This is a genomic window from Streptomyces typhae (assembly GCF_009755605.1).
In the GTDB taxonomy this organism is placed as follows: Bacteria; Actinomycetota; Actinomycetes; order Streptomycetales; family Streptomycetaceae; genus Streptomyces; species Streptomyces typhae.
Genome location: NZ_WPNZ01000008.1, coordinates 262,563 through 281,849 on the forward strand (window position 1 = coordinate 262,563; position 19,287 = coordinate 281,849).

The following is a 19,287-nucleotide window of genomic DNA, read 5'->3' on the forward strand; positions in this document are numbered from 1 at the left end:
TGGACGCACTATGTGACGCGTCAGAGCGATCCGGACACACACCGCGACGTGTGGGCCCGGACGTAGGGGGGCGGTCACGGCGCCGGTGACGACGCCGCGGCCCGATCGTGGAGGGGACCACGACTCCCACCCGCCGGGGGGCGGGTGGGAGCAAGGGGCGGTGCCGCCCCCCGCCCGGCGCCCCGCAGCCCGATCACACGGAGACGCAGATGACCTCGGCACCACTCGCCGCACCCGTGCGGATACTCGTCCTCGGCTCCACCGGCTTCCTGGGCGGGCACATCACCGAGCGGCTGCGGGCCCTGCCGGGCGCGCAGGTCCTCACCGGCGGCCGTGCCCCGGATTCCGACGTGCGCTGCGACCTCGCCACCGACCGGCCGGACGCCCTCGCGGAGGTCCTCGCGGGGATCGCGCCGGACGCGGTCGTCAACTGCGCGGGGGTGGTCGGCGGCAGCGCCCTGACCCTCGCGGAGGTCAACGCCCGCGGCCCGGCCGCCCTGTGCGCGGCGGTGCGGGCCGCCGCGCCCGGCGCGCGCCTGGTCCACCTCGGCTCGGCCGCCGAGTACGGGCCGTGCCCGGGTGGGGAGCGGACACCCGAGGAGGCCCCGGCACGGCCGCCGGCCCCGTACGGCGCGACCAAGCTCGCGGGGACCCTCGCCGTCACGGCGTCGGGCCTGGACGCGGTCGTCCTGCGGGTGACCAACCCGGTCGGCGCGGGCGCGGCCACCGCGGGCCTGCCCGGCCGGCTCGCCGCCGAGCTGCGGCACGCCACCGCGCAGACGCCGCACGGCACGGTCCGCGTCGGCGACCTGTCGGTCCACCGCGACTTCGTCGACGTCCGCGACGTGGCGCGGGCGGTGGCCCTGGCCGCGACGGCCCCGGGTCCGCTCCCGCCGGTGCTCAACGTCGGCAGCGGCCGGGCGATCCCGGTGCGCGACCTGGCCCACGGCCTGGTCCGCACGGCGGGGTTCCGCGGCCGCCTGGAGGAGTCCCTCAACGGCTCGGGGCGCTCGGCGGCGGTGCCCTGGCAGTGCGCGGACATCACCGCCGCGGCCCGCGAACTGCGCTGGCACCCCGAGTACACGCTGGCGGAGTCGTTGACGGCGCTGTGGGGGGCGGCCCCTGGCGCACCGGCCCCCTCGCCCGCCCGCCAGGACGCCTGAGGGGGTTCAGGAAGCGGTGCGCGTGTGGACGTACTCCACGAGCCGGGTCAGCGCGTCCGGGTCGGTGGTGGGGAGCACGCCGTGGCCGAGGTTGAAGATGTGCCCCTCCAGGCCCGCGGCCGCGGCGAGCACGTCGTCGGCCTTGGCCTCGATCGCCTCGCGCGTGGCGAAGAGGACGGCCGGGTCGATGTTGCCCTGGAGCGCCTTGCCGGGCCCGACCCGGCGGGCGGCCTCGTCGAGCGGCACCCGCCAGTCGACGCCGACCACGTCGGCACCGGCCTCGCCGAGCAGCCCGAGCAGTTCGCCCGTACCGACGCCGAAGTGGATGCGCGGCACCCCGTACCCGGCGACGGCTTCGAAGACCTTGCGGGAGGCGGGCATCACGGAGCGGCGGTAGTCGGCGGGCGCGAGCGCGCCGACCCAGGAGTCGAACAGCTGCACGGCGCTGGCGCCGGCCTCGATCTGCACCTTCAGGAAGGCACCGGTGATCTCCGCGAGCCGGTCCACGAGGTCGGCCCACAGCTGCGGGTCGCCGTACATCATGGCCTTGGTGTGCTCGTGGTTGCGGCTCGGACCGCCCTCGACGAGATAGCTCGCGAGGGTGAAGGGGGCGCCCGCGAATCCGATGAGCGGCGTCCCGCCCAGCTCACGGGTGAGCATCCCGATGGCTTCGGTGACGTACGGGACGTCCTCCGGGGTCAGGTCCCGCAGCCGCGCGAGGTCCGCGCGGGAACGGATCGGCTGCTCCACGACGGGTCCGACGCCCGGCTTGATGTCGAGGTCGATGCCGATGGCCTTGAGCGGTACGACGATGTCGCTGAAGTAGATCGCGGCGTCCACGCGGTGGCGACGCACCGGCTGCAGCGTGATCTCCGTGACGAGCTCCGGCATCATGCAGGACTCCAGCATGGCGGTGCCCGCACGGGCCTTGCGGTACTCGGGCAGTGAGCGCCCTGCCTGCCGCATGAACCACACCGGCGTGTGCGGCACGGGCTCGCGCCTGCACGCCTTCAGGAAGGCGGAGTCGTACGTCGCTGCGGTCTGCTGGCCGACGGCCTCGTCATTGACACTCACCCGCAAAGTCTCGCACGGTCGGCCCCCCGCGGATCGCGGGCCCCGACACTCGGCAAGACCCGCGAAGCACGAACAGAGGCCCGCCCCGCACCCGGCGGGGCTTGAGCACCCCCCGAAGAAGACCGAGAGGCGCGATACGGCCCCCGCCCGGCACCGGACGACGAGCACGCGGCGCAGCATGAAGCCCGTCCGGCACCCGACGACGAGCACGCAGCGCAGCATGAAGCCCGTCCGGCGCTTGAGGACGAGCGCGCAGCGCAATACCGCAGCCCGCCCGGCACCCGACGACAAGCACGCAGCGCAGCATGAAGCCCGTCCGGCGCTTGAGGACGAGCGCGCAGCGCAATACCGCAGCCCGCCCGGCACCCGACGACAAGCACGCAGCGCAGCATGAAGCCCGTCCGGCACCCGACGACAAGCGCACAGCGCAATGTGGACAGCCCGTCCGGCGCTTGAGGACGAGCGCGCAGCGCGACAACCCCCCACCGCGCCCCCCACACACCCCGAAACACCCACCCCCACAGGGTCAAGGAAGGAGCGAAGCGCGCCCCGAAAGGGGCGCCTCCCTGCACGGAGGCGCAGTTCCCCTTAACCTTCCCCGCATGGCTGCGGCTCAAGGACAACGGTCGGACGGCGCCGACGAGATGGACGGCGCACAGGGGGTGGCGGACACCGGTCCGCCGCCGTTTCGCGCTGCGGTCGAGGCGCTGCGCGGGGCACGGCTGCGGCCGCAGATCGAAATCGATCCGACACCGCCCCCGAAACGGCTCGCCCCGTACGCGTACGCCCTGGAGGCGGCGGTGGTCGAGGGCGACGAGGACCTGGCGGACGGACGCCTCGTGCTGCTGCACGACCCGGCGGGCCACGACGCCTGGAAGGGGACGTTCCGTCTGGTGACCCTGGTGCGGGCGGAGCTGGAGCCGGAGATGGCGGCGGACCCGCTGCTGCCGGAGGTGTGCTGGTCCTGGCTGACCGGGGCGCTGGGCGCGCGGGGCCTCGCGTGCGGGGAGCCGAGCGGGACGGTGACGCGGGCGGGCTCGCACTACTTCGGCGGGCTCGCCGAGCGCCCGCCCGCCTCGCAGATCGAGATCCGCGCGTCGTGGACGCCGCGCGAGTCGGCGGGCGGGGTGCCGGACACGGGGGCGCACCTGGTGGCGTGGTGCGATCTGCTGTGCCAGATCGCCGGGCTGCCGCCGGCCGCGGCGGCCGACGGCTCGGTGGTCTCGCTGCCGCAGCGGCGCGGCCCGCGCCCCACCTGAAGGCCGCACAGGCCACGCCCCCTGAGGGTGGTACAAGCTGCGCCCCCGGAGGGTGGTACAAGCCGCGCCCCCCTAGAGGGCGATACGGACCGCGCCCCAGCGCGGGCGCGGCACGGCGGTGACCCCCGGGGTTGACGCAGCCGGGGGGAACGGCGCACAAGGAGCGGGGAGATGCGCCTGGTGAGAGGTTTTGATCGTCGAATGATCGATCACATGTCCGACTCGTCCGAATTGTTACTCACCAAATCGTGATCATTCCCTAAAGGCGGGTGGCTTTGGTGCCGAAGAGGTTTGTGACCTTGAAACGCACGGTTCGTCCCGGCTTCATCCCCGCGCCGGCCGCGTTCCGCCACCCCAGGAGGCCTGGTGTCCGTTCTTCTCGAGCAGCCCGCAAGCCTGGTCGCCTACCGCCCGAACAAGCCGACCGCCATGGTCGTCGTGGCCGACCCCCGCGTCCGCTCCACCGTGACCCGCCATCTGTGGGCCCTCGGTGTACGTGACGTCATCGAGGCCTCGTCGATCGCGGAGGCTCGTCCCCGCATCGGCAACCCCCGCGACATCTGCGTCGCGGACGTCCACCTTCCCGACGGCTCCGGCCTGACCCTCCTGTCCGAGACCCGCGCGGCGGGCTGGCCCAACGGGCTCGCGCTCTCCGCCGCCGACGACATCGGCGCCGTGCGCAACGCCCTCGCCGGCGGCGTCAAGGGCTACGTCGTCACCGGCACCCGTACCAACGTGGGGCTCCCCACCCGTCCCGGCGCCGCCCCCATCGGCTCCGCCGCCGCCCGTATGCACCGGCGCCCGCCGGGCACCCCGAGCCACCCGGGCGGCTACCGCGAGTTGTCGGGGCGCGAGGTGGAGGTGCTCCGCCTCGTCGCCGAGGGCCAGTCCAACAAGGCCATCGGCGTCTCGATGGGCCTGTCCGCACTGACCGTAAAGAGCCATCTCGCCCGCATCGCCCGCAAGCTCGGCACCGGCGACCGCGCGGGAATGGTCGCGGTGGCCCTGCGCACGGGCATCATCCACTGACTGATTTACACCCCCTCGCCGCCCGTCGACGTAACGTTCCGTCGACGGGCGCCGTGCGTTCACAGATACCCTTGACAGGTGACCGACGCCCAAGAGACCGCAGCAGACAGCTCACTGCGAACCACCGGAGGCGCTCCTCCGGACGAAGGCGTCACAGGCGTCTCCGTCGAAGGGACACCGACCCCTCTCCTCGAACCGCGTGATGGCATCCCGCCGGTCGTCGCGGACCCCGATGCCCTCGCGCAGGTCATCGCGGCATTTGCCGCCGGTACGGGACCGGTGGCCGTGGACGCCGAGCGGGCCTCCGGGTACCGCTACGGACAGCGCGCGTATCTCGTCCAGCTCCGCCGCGAGGGCGCCGGCTCCGCGCTGATCGACCCCGTCGCCTGCCCCGACCTCTCCGGACTCGGCGAGGCGCTCGCCGGTGCCGAGTGGGTGCTGCACGCGGCCACCCAGGACCTGCCGTGCCTGCGGGAAATAGGCATGGTGCCGTCCGCCGTCTTCGACACCGAGCTGGCCGGACGGCTCGCCGGATTCCCGCGGGTCGGCCTCGGCGCCATGGTCGAGAGCGTCCTCGGGTACGTCCTGGAGAAGGGCCACTCCGCGGTCGACTGGTCCACGCGCCCGCTCCCCGAGCCCTGGCTGCGCTACGCCGCGCTCGACGTCGAGCTCCTCGTCGACCTGCGGGACGCCCTGGAGAAGGAGCTGGACCGGCAGGGGAAGCTGGAGTGGGCCCGCGAGGAGTTCGACGCGATCGCCTCGGCGCCGCCCGCCCCGCCCCGCAAGGACCCCTGGCGGCGCACGTCCGGCATGCACAAGGTGCGGCGACGGCGGCAGCTCGCCGTGGTGCGGGAGCTGTGGACGGCCCGGGACCGGATCGCCCAGCGGCGGGACGTCTCCCCCGGCAAGGTGCTCAGCGACGGGGCGATCGTGGAGGCCGCCCTGTCCCTGCCCCCGAACGTGCACGCGCTCACCGCGCTGCCCGGCTTCGGGCACCGGATGGGGCGGCGTCAGCTGGAGCAGTGGCAGGCCGCGGTCGAGCGCGCGAAGGCGCTGCCGGACGCGGAGCTGCCGCAGCCAGGACAGGCCGTGGCGGGCCCGCCGCCGCCGCGCTCGTGGGCCGACCGGGACCCGGCCGCCGCGGCCCGGCTCTCCGCCGCGCGGGCGGCGGTGTCGGCGCTCGCCGAGCAGCTCGGCATGCCGCAGGAGAACCTGATCACGCCGGACACGGTCCGGCGCGTCTGCTGGGAGCCCCCGGGCGACCTCTCCGCCGACTCCGTCGCCGGCGCGCTCGCCGCCCACGGCGCCCGCCCGTGGCAGATCACCCAGGTGACCCCGGTCCTCGCCAGGGCCCTCACGACTCCGGCCCCGTAGGCGGGCGGCCCGAGTGCGCCCGCGCCCCCGGTGACCCGCGCGACCACCGGGGGCGCCGTCGTCCCGCCGTCCTCATACCGTCCGCACGCCGTCGTCGAGGGGCGCGCGGACGTGTGACGTGCGCCTCTCCCGGGGGACCCTTGGCCTCATAGTTACCGACAAGTAGCATGGGCCGAGGAAGCGCGCCGCAGGCGCACCGCACCCTGGAGGAGAGCCATCGTGCCTCGTACCGTCAGGGACGTCGTCTTCGTCGACGGCGTCCGCACCCCGTTCGGCAAGGCGGGCCCCAAGGGCATCTACCACGAGACCCGCGCCGACGACATGATCGTCAAGGCGATCCGGGAGCTCCTTCGCCGCAACCCGGCCCTGGACCCCGCGAAGATCGACGAGGTCGCGGTGGCCGCGACCACGCAGATCGGCGACCAGGGGCTCACCATCGGCCGCACGGCCGGCATCCTCGCCGGACTCCCGCAGTCCGTGCCGGGCTACTCGGTGGACCGCATGTGCGCGGGCGCCCTGACGGCCGTCACCACCACGGCGGGGTCCATCGCCTTCGGCGCGTACGACGCCGTGATCGCCGGCGGTGTCGAGCACATGGGCCGCCACCCCATGGGTGAGGGCGTCGACCCCAACCCCCGCTTCGTGAGCGAGAAGCTGGTCGACGAGTCCGCCCTGTTCATGGGCATGACGGCGGAGAACCTGCACGACCGCTACCCCTCCATCACCAAGCGGCGCGCCGACGAGTACGCGGTGCGCTCGCAGGAGAAGGCCGCCAAGGCGTACGCCAACGGCAAGATCCAGCAGGACCTGGTGCCGATCTCCGTACGCCGTACCAGCGACGAGGCGGGAGAGACGGGCTGGGGCCTCGCCACCCAGGACGAGCCCATGCGGCCCGGCACCACCCTGGAGAACCTCGCGGGTCTGAAGACGCCGTTCCGTACCCACGGCCGCGTCACCGCGGGCAACGCCGCCGGTCTCAACGACGGCGCCACCGCCTCGATCATCGCGTCCGAGGACTTCGCCCGCGAGCACGGCCTGCCCGTCAGGATGCGCCTGGTCTCCTACTCCTTCGCCGGGGTCGAGCCGGAGGTCATGGGCTACGGCCCCATCCCGGCCACGGAGAAGGCCCTGGCCCAGGCCGGTCTCTCCATCTCCGACATCGGTCTGTTCGAGATCAACGAGGCCTTCGCCGTACAGGTCCTCGCCTTCCTGGAGCACTACGGCATCGCCGACGACGACGCCCGCGTCAACCAGTACGGCGGCGCCATCGCCTTCGGCCACCCCCTCGCCTCCTCCGGTGTCCGCCTGATGACGCAGCTCGCGCGGCAGTTCGAGGAGCAGCCCGAGGTCCGCTACGGCCTGACCACGATGTGCGTCGGCTTCGGCATGGGCGCCACGGTCATCTGGGAGAACCCGCACCACAAGGACGCCGGAGGCGACAAGTGAGCACCACCACCGAGCTGTTGAAGGGTGCGGCCCAGCTGTTCCCCGACGAGGTCGTCACGCAGGCGCACGTACGCCACCTGGACCTCCCCGCGGGCGCGGGACGCTTCGCCCTGATCACCCTGGACAACGGCTTCGACCACACGAAGCCGACGACCTTCGGGCCGGGCTCGCTCGCGAACCTGAACGCCGCTCTCGACCAGGTCGAGAAGGAGGCGGCCGAGGGCACGATCGTCGGTGTCGGCATCACCGGCAAGCCGTTCATCTTCGCCGTCGGCGCCGACCTCAAGGGCGTCGAGATCCTCAAGCGCCACGAGGACGCGCTGGCCATCGGCAAGAGCGGCCACGACGTCTTCAAGCGCCTCGCGGGCCTGGCTGTGCCGACGTTCGCGTACTACAACGGCGCCGCCATGGGCGGTGGCGTCGAGGTCGGCCTGCACTGCACGTACCGGACCGTGTCGAAGGCCCTCCCGGCCTTCTCTCTCCCCGAGGTCTTCCTCGGCCTCGTCCCGGGCTGGGGCGGCTGCACGCTGCTGCCGAACCTGATCGGCGCGGACCGTGCGGTTTCGGTCATCATCGAGAACTCGCTGAACCAGAACAAGCAGCTCAAGGGCAAGCAGGTCTTCGAGCTCGGCATCGCCGACGCGCTGTTCGAGGGCGCGGACTTCCTGGAGCAGTCGCTGGTGTGGACGGCGTCCGTCCTGAAGGGCGACGTCGAGGTCGAGCGGCCCGAGGTCGACCGCGGCGAGGCCTGGGACGCGGCGGTCGCCCGCGGCCGGGCCGTAGCGGACTCCAAGGTGCACGGCGCCGCCCCGGCCGCGTACCGCGCCCTGGAGATCGTCGCTGCCGCGAAGGACGGCGACCTCCAGAAGGGCTTCGACGCGGAGGACACCGCGCTCGCCGACCTCATCATGAGCGGTGAACTGCGCAGCGGCATCTACGCCTTCAACCTCGTGCAGAAGCGGGCCAAGCGCCCCGCGGGCGCCCCGGACAAGAACCTGGCGCGGCCGGTCACCAAGGTCGGCGTCGTGGGTGCCGGTCTGATGGCCTCGCAGCTCGCGCTCCTCTTCCTGCGCCGCCTGGAGGTGCCGGTCGTCCTGACCGACATCGACCAGGAGCGTGTCGACAAGGGCGTGGGCTACGTCCACGAGGAGATCGACAAGCTGCTCCTCAAGGGCCGCGTCAACCAGGACAAGGCCAACCGTCTGAAGGCGCTGGTCTCCGGTGTCCTGGACAAGGCGGAGGGCTTCTCCGACGCGGACTTCGTCATCGAGGCGGTCTTCGAGGAGATCGGCGTCAAGCAGCAGGTGTTCGCGGAGGTGGAGGCGGTCGCCCCGGCGCACGCGATCTTCGCCACGAACACCTCGTCCCTCTCCGTCACGGAGATGGCATCGAAGCTGGCCCACCCCGAGCGGGTCGTCGGCTTCCACTTCTTCAACCCGGTCGCGATCCTGCCCCTCCTGGAGATCGTGCGCGGCGAGCAGACCGACGACGCCTCGCTGGCCACGGCCTTCGGTGTCGCCAAGAAGCTGAAGAAGACCGCGGTCCTGGTGAAGGACGCCCCGGCGTTCGTCGTGAACCGCGTCCTCACCCGCTTCATGGGCGAGATCCAGAACGTCATCGACGAGGGCACCCCGGTGCCGGTGGCTGAGAAGGCCGTCGAGCCGCTCGGCCTGCCGATGTCGCCCCTGGTCCTGCTCGAACTGGTCGGACCGGCCATCGGCCTGCACGTCTCGGAGACCCTCAACCGGTCCTTCCCGGACCGCTTCACGGTCTCCCCGAACCTGAAGGCCGTCGTCGAGGCGGGCAAGCGCGGCTTCTACGTGTACGACTCCGGCAAGCCGGAGCTCGACCCGGAGGTCGCCGCGCTCCTGAAGCAGGGCGACTCCGTCCTGACCGAGGAGCAGGTGCGGGCCCGCGTGCTCGACGCGGTCGCCCAGGAGATCGGGCTCATGCTGGAGGAAGGTGTCGTCGCCGAGGCGCAGGACATCGACCTGTGCCTGATCACCGGTGCGGGCTGGCCCTTCCACCTGGGCGGTGTCACGCCGTACCTGGACCGTGAGGGCGTCAGCGAGCGCGTCAACGGCAAGCGGTTCCTGGAGCAGGGTGTGGCGAGCGTGCCCGCGTAGGCGGTCGTATGAGCGTGGGGTGCCCGGTACGTCGTACGCGACGACGTACCGGGCACCTTCGCGTACTCAGACGGTGGCGGCCTGTTCCCAGGGCCTGAGGGCGAGGCCGGGTTCGTCCTTGCGGTGGGTGAGGCGCAGGGCGCCGGTGCCGGGGACGAAGGTCGCCGCGACCACCCGGCCCGCCGGGTCGCTCGCGAGCGAGACCCGTGCGTCGATCGGCAGGGCGGGGCCCGACTCGGTCCACCAGGCTCCGGCCGACTCCAGTTCGGTCGGATACGCGGCGAAGGCGACGCGGCCGCTCTCGGCGCGCTGGGCCAGCAAGGTGCAGTCGTGGCCGTCGAGTTCGCAGCGCAGCGCGGACACCGGGCCGGGCCCTGCCGCCGTCAGGAGGCGGACGGGTCCGTCGGCGGCGGGTCCGCGCCACGCGCACAGCCGGCCGCTCTCGTCCGTGAAGTAGAGGGTGGTGTGTTCGGCGGACGTGGCGAGGGCGCGCAGGGTGCCGGGGCGGGCGCGGACCGCGAGCGGGTCGCCGTCCAGGGCGGGGATCGCGCCGGGCGAGGCCTGGCGCCAGCGCAGGATGCCGTCGGGGGTGGCCGCGTACGCCGTGACGAGGCCGGACTCCCCCGTGACCGCGGTGACGGGGCCCTCCACGCCCTTGCCCTTGAGGTCGCGCCACGGCCCCCAGCCGCCCTTCTCCTTCTGGCCGCGCATGCTGAGGCCGCCGCCGCGGTTGGGGACGAAGACGTGGGCGCGGCCCTGGGCGTCGACGGTCACGGCGGGCACGCCGGTGCTCTCGCCCTTCTTGTTCGGGTGGCCGAGCGGGTTCCAGTCGAGGGCGGTGAGGTGCGGCTGGAAGTGCGTGGAGTGCACGAGGCCGGACTCGCCGGGGACGGTGGGGCGCCACGACACGAGGTGGACGTAGGCGTCGGTGCCCTGGCCCACGGCGAGGACGGGGTGCACGCGCTGGTCGCCGCCGACGGGGCGGGGGGCCGTCCAGGGCCCGCCGGGCCGCCGCTGGGTGCGGCAGACCACGGCGTCGTTCTCGCACGCGTACACGGCGAGCCTGCCGTCGCGTGCGCGTATGAGCCAGTCGCCGTTCACGGTCGGTGGGGGGAGGGCTGGGGGCATGCGGCGTTCCGGGGGCGGGGCCAGTGAGGTCAGGTCACTGCAACTCTAATGGGCGTGGTGGGGGTGGGTGCACCCGGGCGTGCGAGGCTTGGCCACATGGAGACTGTGACCCTTGTCGTGGACGGCGCCAATGTGGTGGGTTCCGTGCCCGACGGGTGGTGGCGGGACCGGCGGGGGGCGGCGGAGCGGCTGCGGGACCGGCTCGTTCCGCTCGCCTCGCTCGGGCTGCCGCCGGAGCTTCCCGGGCCGCTCGACGTCGTGCTCGTCGTGGAGGGGCAGGCGCGCGGGGTCGACTCCGTCGAGGGGGTACGGGTGGACTCCGCGCCCGCGAGCGGGGACGACCGCATCGTGGAACTCGTCGCCGGGGTCCCCGGACCCTGCGTGGTCGCCACGGCGGACCGTGAACTCCGGCGGCGGGTGGGGGCGCTGGGCGCCGAGTGCGTGGGCCCCCGGGCGGTACGGGGCTGACCCCACGGCCCGGGGACCGGCGGCCGTGCCCTGTGCCCACCCGTGCCGCTTCTGGCGGCCCGGTTGCCCACAGGGGGGTGGGTGTCCGCCGCGGCGGGCACCCACCCGGCAGGGTCAGAGCCGCTTGGCGCTGCGCAGAGCGGACGCGTAGTACCCGTTCCCGTCCAGACGGGACGTACCGCTCTTGTCGCCGATGGTCGGACCGTCGACCTCCTCGCGGCTGGAGATGAAGATCTTGTGCCCCTCGCCGTCGTGGCCGAGGAAGATCCCCACGTGGTCGAGCCGCTGCTTGGTGCGCGCGTCGAGCTTGAAGAAGACCAGGTCGCCGGGCTGGACGACGTCGATGGTCTTCGGCCGGTCCGCAGGCGTGACGCCCTTGAGGGGGATGACCGGCGCGCCGACCTTGCCACGGGCCATGCCGTTGGCGGTGCGGGGCAGCCCGTCACCCGAGAGGTCGTTGGCCATCAGCGGGAACCGGGCGCGGTAGCCGAACACGGTCCGCACGAAGCCGGAGCAGTCGATGGCGCGCGCCCGCTTGGCCTCGGGCTGGATCGTGGTGCCGTCGCGGAAGGTGTACGGGATGCCGAGGTAGTCGAAGAAGTCGGACTCCTCCTCGCGCAGGTCGTTGCCCTCGCTGCCGTTGGGGTTCAGCGGCCCGAAGCTGGCGTCACCGGCGTAGGCGATGCCCTCGTCGTCCTTCTTGACCGGCGCGCCCTCCACGTACTGGAACGCGAAGGCGAAGATGTCGTCCTCCTCGCTGCCGGCGTACTGCTTGAACCAGTCCTTGAACCACTTCTCCTTCTCGGCTCCCTGGCGCCAGTTCTCCGGCATGAGCCGCACCCAGTTGTCCGTGACGACCTTGGACTTGGTGTTGGTGGGCTCGGCGAAGGTACGGCTCGGACCGGACAGCGTCGCCGTGCGGGCACCGTCGGTGAAGGTGGCGATCACCTTGCCGCCCTCGGTGCGCAGGACGGAGCGGTCGGGGTTGCGCAGCCGCTCCCACTTCTGCTTCCCGTCGGCCTGCCCGGTGCCGTTGGTGAGGTCGGGCGTGTCGGTGACGGCCTGCACGGTGGGCGTCTTGTCCTGCTCGTCCTTGCGCAGTTCGACGGTCAGGTAGGTGCTGCCCGCGAGCAGGGCGAGAACGGTGACGGCGTGGAGTGCGGGGCGCTTCTTCTTGAGCGGCATGAGTGGCTCCGGAGTCAGGCGGACGGCATGAAGCCGAGGAGGATCCCGGCCGTGAGGACGACATAGGCCATGAGGGTCACCGAGCCCGTGGCGAGCAGGGTGGGGCCCTTGGGCTGGCGCACCAGCTGGTAGGCGATCAGGCCCGGCACGATGAAGCCGAGGGTCTGGTTGCTGTACATGAGCGGGAACTCGATCGACAGGACGATCATCACGGTGGCCTGGAGCACCACACCGGTCAGCACGACGGCGGCGAACAGGCGCTTGCCGTAGAGGATCACGAAGCGCTGCATCAGCAGCACGCAGACGTAGGTCAGGACGGTGACGCCGACCACCATGGCGGCACGCTGGAGGTCCTCGACCAGGGTCAGCGCCAGCCAGCCCGGCGTGATCATGCCGCCGGGCGAGAGGTTCGTCGTCAGATAGCAGACGAGCGAGAACAGCAGCCCGAGCGCGATGCCGACCGCGGCGATCTCGGGGGTGAGGACGGACGGGATCAACGCTGCTCTCCTGGGCTGTGCCACTGCTGGGTTTCATCCGCGGCGGGCGGGGCGGGCTGGACTCGCGGCTCGAACAGGCCGCGCGGTGCGGGAGGTTGCTGCTGTGCGGACCGGCCCGACTGTGCAGACGAGTCCTGGTGTGCCTGTGGTTGCGTCTCGTGCGGTGCCTGATACGCCTGGTGCTGTGCGTACGGGTCGTGCTGGGTGTGCTGGCCGTGCTGGCCGTGCTGGCCGTGCTGGGCATACGAGTCGTACGACCCCTGGTTGCCGTAGCCACCGTGGTTGTCGTACGGAGCCTGGGCTCCCTGCCCCGCGTACGGGTCGTGGGCCGCGTACTGCCCCTGACCCTGACCGTGGTGCTGGTGCTGGTCCTGGTGGTGCTGGCCCTGGTACGCGTCCTGGTAGGAGCCCTGCGCCGCGTACGGGTCCTGTGCGGCGTGGGTGTGGGCGTACTGCGCCGGGATCTGGTGCGACGCCGTGTTGTACCGGCTCTCGTACGCCTCCGGGTAGTGCTGGTACGGGTCGAGGTGCGGCTCGTACAGATGGTGGCTGCCGGTCGTCTCGCCCGCCGATTCGGCGGCCGGGGCGTCCGGGGACGCCGGGTCCTCGCTCTCGTCGGGCGGCAGCTCCGCGAGGTGCTCCAGGAGCAGCTCGCCCTGGCCGTGGATGTTGCCGATGGCCACGAGGGAGGAGTCGGCGCCGAGCTGGCCGAGCAGCTGGCCCATGAACTCCTCCGGGTCGCGCTTGTCGCCGCCGAGGTCCACGGCGCGCGAGCGCCACTCGGAGGGGATGGCGTCGATGGCGGACTTGGCGGGGTGGCCGATGACGAAGACCTTGTCCGGCTTGAGGTCCGGGATGATCTCGCCCATCTGGCCGTTGCGCTCGACACGGTCGGGGCGGCAGTTGATGACCACGTTCAGCGGCCGGTTGATGGCGCCGAGGTCGAGGAGCTGGTTGATGTTCATCAGCGTCGACTCGGGGTCGTTGGCCGCGAAGACGTTGGCGAAGCGGAGCTTCTTGCCCTCCTCGGTGACATACCGCTCGACGGAGAGCACACCGGGGTCCGGCGGCGCGTCGTACATGCCCTGGAGGGCGACGTCGCGCCCCACGCCGAGGAGCTCGGCGACCTTCAGGGCGATCGCCACGTTCTCCTTGAAGGTGAACCAGCTGAAGCCGCGCAGCTCCTCGTCGGAGACCGTCTCGGGGTCCGCGTAGATCAGCTCGCAGCTGCGGGAGTCCGCCTCCTCCTTGAGGATGTCGAAGCGGTCCTTCTCAGCCGTCACGCAGATGCCGTTCTCCGGCATGGAGCGGGACAGCGAGCGCGCCACGTCGTCCAGGGTGGGGCCCATCTCGGCGAGGTGGTCCTCACGGACGTTGCAGAGCACGCCGATGGTGGAGCGGATCAGCTTGGACTGGTTGATCTCCTGGAGCGCGGGCATGACCGCCATGCACTCGATGACCAGGGCGTCCGGGTTGTACGCGGCGGCGCGCCGGACGATGCCGATCTGCTCGACGACGTTGGCGATGCCGAACTTGCGGTAGACCGGCTCCTCGGTGGCGTCGGGGTGGATGAAGCGGGCGGCGGTGCCGGTGGTCTTGGCGACCGTGGTCAGGTCGCCGCCGCGCAGGGCCCCGGCGCAGAGCCGGGTGATGGAGCTCTTGCCGCGGATGCCGTTGACCAGCACCCGCGACGGTATGTGTTCCAGGTTGGTGAAGTGCCGCCGCTGCTCGATCACTCCCGCGGCCAGCAGGACGGCACAGCACACCACCAGGACGGTGAAGAGGAAGAGCACGGCGGTTCAGTTCCTTCCGGCGAGACCGGCCGACGCGCCGTCCCGCTTGCGCTGCGCGCCGGACGGCAGCTGCTGCCTGATCAGTTCGAGGCTACGGGTCACGGCACCCACCTCGTCGTGATGGACCGGATACAGGACGGTCTTGCGGTCACCATCGGCCAGTGCCTCCGACTGCTCCATGAGTTTGCGCAGCGGCCGCACCACGATGATGTGCAGCCAGCCGAGGCAGGCCGCGGCCGCCGTGACACCGAGCATGCCCGCGAGGACCGTGCGGTTCTGAAGGGTGTACTCGGGGATGGCGAGGGCGGACGCGGGCTGCCAGCTCACGACGGTCCAGCCGAGCTGCTCGGCCACACCGCCACCGGCGAACGGGGCGGCGGCGGCGATCTGGATGTCGTCGCCGTCGCGGTACAGCACACCGCTGGGCCGCGGCTTGTTGCCGACCTTCTGGCTGGTGCCCCGCACGAGCCCGTCCAGGCGTCCGCTCGGCAGCCCCTGGAACTCGCGGTAGCCGGTGTTGCCACCGATGATCTTGCGGTCCTTGTCGACGACCCGGACCTCGCCGAGGCCGGGGCGCTTGAGCAGCGAGTTGAGGAACTCGATACGGAACTCGCCCACCACCGCGGCGCCCTGGCGGCCCGACAGCTCGGCCGTGCCGATGATCACCGGCTCCTTGCCGTCCTCGTCTAGCACCCGGACCTGCTGGTCGGACGGCTTGTCACCGGCGCCGCGCGGGTCCCCGCCGGCCTCGGCGAGCACCTCGCCCTTGTGGTCGAGGACGTAAAGGGACCGGTAGCGCGAGTGCTGGTTCAGGGTGGAGTCGAGGACCTTCTCCATGTCCGAGGCCTCGGTCTTGGTGCCGATCAGCGAGGCCACCGAGGTGAGGTCGGCGTGGCCCTCGTTGAGGGCGCGGCGGACCCGGTCGGAGAGCGTGTCGGTGCGCTCCCGCTGGTCGTTGATCATCTGCTGGGGCACCTGGACGCTGTCACCGGCGCGGTTGAGCAGGAGCAGCAGCGGCCCCGCCCAGACGAGCAGCAGCACTCCGGCGACCGCGACCAGGGTGCGGGTGCCGAACCTGCTGCGCCTGGGGGTGGCCTTCGCGGCCGGTTCGCCGAGGAGCTGGCGGCGCAGGCGCTCCAGGGCGGCGCCGATGCGACGGGCCTCGCCGTGTTTGGGCACGGAGACCGGACGGTTGAGGTCGCCGCGCGTGAGCCTGCGGCTCTCCAGGAACAGCTGAATCAGCGGGCGCTGCACGGTGCGAAGCAGCCAGAAGACCGTCAGACCGCCGATGAGCAGCAGCGCGCCCGCGGCGAGCAGACCGAAGGCGGAACTCGTGGTGCGCTTGGAGTCCTCGGCCACCGGGACCATGGCGACGACGCTGAGGCCGAGCCGGGTGGCCACGGTGGACTCGCCGGCCTCGGGGGCGGCGAGCGAGGCGTAGCCGGCGACGGCACGCTCACCGTCGTGGCGGTCGCCGATCAGATGGCCGCTGACGCCGAGGTAGCCGCCGGAGCCGGGTTCCTTGGAGAGGATCGGGTGGCTGCGGGACTTCTTCGCCGCGGTCTCCGCGAACGCCTTCAGCTGGTTGTTGGAGGCCTTGACCTCGGCCTGCTCCTCGTCGGTGCTGACCTGCTCGGGCTCCGGGATGCCGTCGGTGCTGAGCACCTTGCCGTCCTCACCGACGACCGCGATGGAGCGGAAGTTGCCGAGGCTGATGCCGGGGAAGCGCAGGCTGCTCGAGGCGACCAGGAGCTGCTGCGGCTGGCCCTTCCAGGCGAGTACGGAGAAGGTGAGCAGCCGGGTCTCGCCGTTCTCCAGGCGGACCATGCGGGGATCGAGTCCGTGGTCGTCGCTGAGCTTGCTGCGGTCGATCGCGGCCAGCGGCACGTTCTCACCACGTGCGGCCATCAGCTTGCCGGAGCGGATCTCGACGACGGCGGTGCCCATCCACTTCTGGTAGACGCTGCCGATCTTGTCGAGTACGGCGTCGGCGGGCACCGGCTCGGCCGCGTTGAACAGATCCGCGGTCCGGGTGAGGTCGGTGACGCTCTCGTCGATGGAGGCTCTCAGGGCGATCGCGCCGTCCTCGGCGAAGTGCTGCTGGGACGACTTGACGGCCTTGGGGACGGCCTCCTGGCCGACGCGGCCGAGGGTGAGGGCGGTGACGCCCGCCAGGGCAAGGAGCAGAACCGACAGCACGGCTATCGGAGGGCGTATGCCTCCGATCAGTGACATGTCGGTCCTTCGGCGGACCTTGTGCCGCCGCTTCGTGGGCGAAGCGGCCAAGGGGGAGCTCCTCTCCTGGAGTGACACAATGTGACACTGTGGTGACGCGGGCAAGGGGTTGCGTTACTGCGCGCGTAGGCGCACGGGTGCGACTCGGAATGTCATGACCCATGACGGGTCCGGATGGATGTACGAACTCGGCGAGATGTGAGCCAGATCAAAGATCCACTTTGTTTGAACGCCTCGAAGAGCGCCAGTCATACCGCCGGGTGTTCTTCGGAATTTCTCAGTCCGGCAACTTCTCCAGGGGCTCGAGGCCGTCCTTGCCGCCGCCGCGGTTGAGCAGGGTGCCCTCCGTGCGCTCGAAGGCGAGGCGGTAGCGGGCGCGCTGCTGGTCGCTGAGCTTGTCACCGTTGCGCAGCGCGTCGGTGACGGTGAGCAGCCGGTTGTTCTGCACGGCGCCCTTGGGAATCTGGTCGGACTCGTCGGGGTCCGGCGGGAGTTCGGTGAAGGTGGGCACGTACTTGGCGTCGACGTCCCACTTGCCGCCGCGCTTGTGGAACTCGAACCAGCCGATCACGCCCTCCTCGGTCAGTCCGCTGGGCGCGTCGTGCCGGGCGATCTGGTTGCCGAGGCCGTACGCGATCCAGGTGCCGTCGACCTTCTCCATCGGCTGCACCACGTGCGCGTGGTGGCCGACGACGAGGTCGATGCCGGTCTCCTTGGCGATCCTGCGGCCGAGTTCGACCTGCTGGGCCGCGGCGTTGGGCTGGTGCTCCTTGCCCCAGTGGATGCTCAGGATCACGACGTCGGCACCGGCGGCGCGGGCCTTCTTCTCGGCGGCGGCGATCCGGTCGAAGTCGGTCAGATTGGCGAGCCAGGGCTTGTCCTTCGGGACTTCGCGCCCGTTGAAGCCGAGGGCGAAGGCGATCTGGCCGACCTTGACCCCCTTCACATTGGTGATGAGGGGCTTGTCCGCCTCTGCCTGGTTCCGTGCCGTTCCGGTGTGCCGCAGCCCCACCTTGTCCAGGGCGTTCAGGGTCCGGGTGACCCCTTCGGGGCCGTGGTCGAGGCTGTGGTTGGAGACGCTGGAGCACTGGTCGTAGCCGACGCCCTTGACCGCCGTGGTGATCTGCGGCGGCACCACGAAGTCCGGGAAGCCCTGGAACGGCCCGCCGGGCTCACCCACCACCGGCTCGAAGTGGCAGATGGCGAGGTCCGCCTTGCTGATCACCGGCTTGATGCCGGCCAGCATCGGGGCGAAGTCGATCCCCTGCTCTCCCTTGCCCGTCGCCTTCGCGTCCTTGCGCGCCTGCTCGGTGAGCTTGGGGTGGATGAGGATGTCGCCCGCGGCGGCGACGGTGAAGGCCGGGCCGCCGTCGTCGGCGGCCTTCCCGTCGTCGCCGAAGGGGCCGCAGGCGGTGGCCGCGAGCAGGACGAGCGAGGCGGCGCAGGCCGGTATGAGCCCGCGAGAAGGACGTGTCATCACGAGGCTATCTTTATACAACCATGACTCAGCCTCCAATTCGGTCAATCACAAAAGCAAAGCGTCAGAGGACCCTTGCTGTGCTTGCGCTGGCTCTCGCCGGTGTGCTGAGTCTCACGCAGTGCGGCTCGTCGGACGACGGCTCCGAAGGGCGGCGCGGCTCCTTCGGCGAGCGCGACCTGCCCGCCGACGCCGGTGTCGAGGAGCTGATCACTGCCTACACGTCGAGCTTCTCCGAGGACAGCGGCTACGACCGCCCCACCCGCGACGAGCGGCGCGCCGTAGCCGACGGCGTGGCCCTCCTCCTGGACCGGCACCGCTCCCGCGCCGAACGCCGTCTGGCCGATGTCGACTTCCGTGTCCGCACGGTCACCGAGCCGTCCACCGGGCGGCGCTACGCCGAGGTCTCCGACCGGCTCGACGTCGACGGGGACTCGGAGGCCCCGCGCGGCTGGGGCCGGGCGTACATCGATCTCGACTCCCCGATCCGCTGGTCGGTGCAGGTTCCGCACCCGGTCGCCGACCGCAGTACCGAGCATCTCGGCGCCGCGCTGCTCAGCCGCTCACCCGGCGGTGTCCTCGTCATTGCTGGGGCACATCGCAAAGCTGGGCGCGGCGACGAGGCGGACGTGGCGCACCGCCGGAAGAGCGTGTTCCACGCGATCTGCGACGAGTTGGCGAAGCGCGGGGTGCCCGGTATCCAGGTGCACGGGATGGCGGACGACTCCGCCCCCCGGTACGACGTGGTCGCCTCCACGGGCCGGGGCCGCGAGGCGGTGGCGGAGGGCCGGGACCTGGCGGACGCGCTGCGGCGGCGCGGCTACGAGGTGTGCCGCGCCTGGGCCCGCTCCTGTCCCCTGGAGGGGCGCCGCAATGTGCAGGGGCGTACGGCCTGGGCCGAGGAGACGGAGTTCCTGCACGTCGAGTTCGGCGCGGGAATCCGGGACAGCCGGGCGGGGCGGCGCAAGGCCGTGGCGGCCATGGCCGCGGTGACGCGGGACTGGCGGCGCATGTAGGCACCGCCCGTTGCCCC

The 19,287-nt window shown here is 71.8% G+C and carries 15 protein-coding genes; 8 read left to right on the forward strand and 7 right to left on the reverse strand.

What is annotated here, in order from left to right; all coding sequences use genetic code 11:
* Positions 1 to 236: 236 nt before the first annotated feature.
* Positions 237 to 1,163 carry an NAD-dependent epimerase/dehydratase family protein gene (locus tag GPA10_RS16815; protein WP_343041001.1) on the forward strand — a complete coding sequence of 309 codons (927 nt, stop codon included), beginning with the start codon at positions 237 to 239 and terminating at the stop codon, positions 1,161 to 1,163.
* A 6-nt stretch (positions 1,164 to 1,169) separates the two neighbouring features.
* On the opposite strand, the gene hemE is transcribed toward GPA10_RS16815, so the two are convergent.
* Positions 1,170 to 2,237, reverse strand: a complete 1,068-nt coding sequence (gene hemE / locus GPA10_RS16820) for a uroporphyrinogen decarboxylase (RefSeq protein ID WP_343040977.1) — start codon at positions 2,235 to 2,237, stop codon at positions 1,170 to 1,172.
* A 602-nt stretch (positions 2,238 to 2,839) separates the two neighbouring features.
* Here hemE and GPA10_RS16825 point away from each other — a divergent pair.
* From GPA10_RS16825 to GPA10_RS16845, 5 genes are all read left to right on the forward strand, one after another.
* On the forward strand, positions 2,840 to 3,496 hold the full coding sequence (locus GPA10_RS16825) for a DUF3000 domain-containing protein (protein ID WP_157166214.1): 657 nt from the start codon (positions 2,840 to 2,842) through the stop codon (positions 3,494 to 3,496).
* A gap of 366 nt (positions 3,497 to 3,862) precedes the next feature.
* Positions 3,863 to 4,525, forward strand: a complete 663-nt coding sequence (locus GPA10_RS16830; protein ID WP_016643199.1) for a response regulator transcription factor — start codon at positions 3,863 to 3,865, stop codon at positions 4,523 to 4,525.
* Positions 4,526 to 4,603: 78 nt separating this feature from the next.
* A complete protein-coding gene (locus GPA10_RS16835; RefSeq protein ID WP_343040978.1) occupies positions 4,604 to 5,899 on the forward strand; it encodes an HRDC domain-containing protein in 1,296 nt (431 codons plus the stop codon).
* A gap of 219 nt (positions 5,900 to 6,118) precedes the next feature.
* Positions 6,119 to 7,345 carry an acetyl-CoA C-acyltransferase gene (locus GPA10_RS16840; RefSeq protein ID WP_343040979.1) on the forward strand — a complete coding sequence of 409 codons (1,227 nt, stop codon included), beginning with the start codon at positions 6,119 to 6,121 and terminating at the stop codon, positions 7,343 to 7,345.
* Positions 7,342 to 9,471, forward strand: a complete 2,130-nt coding sequence (locus GPA10_RS16845; protein WP_343040980.1) for a 3-hydroxyacyl-CoA dehydrogenase NAD-binding domain-containing protein — start codon at positions 7,342 to 7,344, stop codon at positions 9,469 to 9,471. The genes GPA10_RS16840 and GPA10_RS16845 overlap by 4 nt, the downstream gene beginning before the upstream one ends.
* A gap of 66 nt (positions 9,472 to 9,537) precedes the next feature.
* On the opposite strand, the gene GPA10_RS16850 is transcribed toward GPA10_RS16845, so the two are convergent.
* Positions 9,538 to 10,572: a PLL family lectin gene (locus tag GPA10_RS16850; protein ID WP_343041002.1), complete on the reverse strand. Its 1,035-nt coding sequence runs from the start codon at positions 10,570 to 10,572 to the stop codon at positions 9,538 to 9,540.
* 123 nt (positions 10,573 to 10,695) lie between these two features.
* On the opposite strand from GPA10_RS16850, the gene GPA10_RS16855 reads away from it, so the two are divergent.
* Positions 10,696 to 11,067 (forward strand): PIN domain-containing protein, encoded by a 372-nt coding sequence (locus tag GPA10_RS16855; protein ID WP_157166216.1) that lies wholly within the window; start codon positions 10,696 to 10,698, stop codon positions 11,065 to 11,067.
* Positions 11,068 to 11,181: 114 nt separating this feature from the next.
* On the opposite strand, the gene GPA10_RS16860 is transcribed toward GPA10_RS16855, so the two are convergent.
* From GPA10_RS16860 to GPA10_RS16880, 5 genes are all read right to left on the reverse strand, one after another.
* Positions 11,182 to 12,252: a C40 family peptidase gene (locus GPA10_RS16860; RefSeq protein ID WP_157166217.1), complete on the reverse strand. Its 1,071-nt coding sequence runs from the start codon at positions 12,250 to 12,252 to the stop codon at positions 11,182 to 11,184.
* A 14-nt stretch (positions 12,253 to 12,266) separates the two neighbouring features.
* A complete protein-coding gene (locus tag GPA10_RS16865) occupies positions 12,267 to 12,749 on the reverse strand; it encodes a poly-gamma-glutamate biosynthesis protein PgsC/CapC (RefSeq protein WP_030574387.1) in 483 nt (160 codons plus the stop codon).
* The gene (pgsB, locus tag GPA10_RS16870) at positions 12,746 to 14,542 is read right to left on the reverse strand and encodes a poly-gamma-glutamate synthase PgsB (RefSeq protein ID WP_343040982.1); all 1,797 of its coding nucleotides are present in this window, start codon (positions 14,540 to 14,542) and stop codon (positions 12,746 to 12,748) included. The genes GPA10_RS16865 and pgsB overlap by 4 nt, the downstream gene beginning before the upstream one ends.
* A gap of 6 nt (positions 14,543 to 14,548) precedes the next feature.
* On the reverse strand, positions 14,549 to 16,777 hold the full coding sequence (locus tag GPA10_RS16875; protein WP_058849375.1) for a HAMP domain-containing protein: 2,229 nt from the start codon (positions 16,775 to 16,777) through the stop codon (positions 14,549 to 14,551).
* A gap of 277 nt (positions 16,778 to 17,054) precedes the next feature.
* On the reverse strand, positions 17,055 to 18,254 hold the full coding sequence (locus tag GPA10_RS16880) for a CapA family protein (protein WP_157166218.1): 1,200 nt from the start codon (positions 18,252 to 18,254) through the stop codon (positions 17,055 to 17,057).
* Between the two features lie 80 nt (positions 18,255 to 18,334).
* Between GPA10_RS16880 and GPA10_RS16885 the strand changes: the two genes are divergently transcribed.
* On the forward strand, positions 18,335 to 19,270 hold the full coding sequence (locus tag GPA10_RS16885; protein WP_343040983.1) for a hypothetical protein: 936 nt from the start codon (positions 18,335 to 18,337) through the stop codon (positions 19,268 to 19,270).
* The last annotated feature ends 17 nt before the right edge of the window (positions 19,271 to 19,287 follow it).

Coding starts and splice junctions, on each gene's coding strand:
- GPA10_RS16825 (WP_157166214.1), top strand. CDS start 2,840: ATGGCTGCGGCTCAAGGACAACGGTCGGACGGCGCCGACGAGATGGAC.
- GPA10_RS16855 (WP_157166216.1), top strand. CDS start 10,696: ATGGAGACTGTGACCCTTGTCGTGGACGGCGCCAATGTGGTGGGTTCC.
- GPA10_RS16860 (WP_157166217.1), bottom strand. CDS start 12,252: ATGCCGCTCAAGAAGAAGCGCCCCGCACTCCACGCCGTCACCGTTCTC.
- GPA10_RS16875 (WP_058849375.1), bottom strand. CDS start 16,777: ATGTCACTGATCGGAGGCATACGCCCTCCGATAGCCGTGCTGTCGGTT.
- GPA10_RS16880 (WP_157166218.1), bottom strand. CDS start 18,254: ATGACACGTCCTTCTCGCGGGCTCATACCGGCCTGCGCCGCCTCGCTC.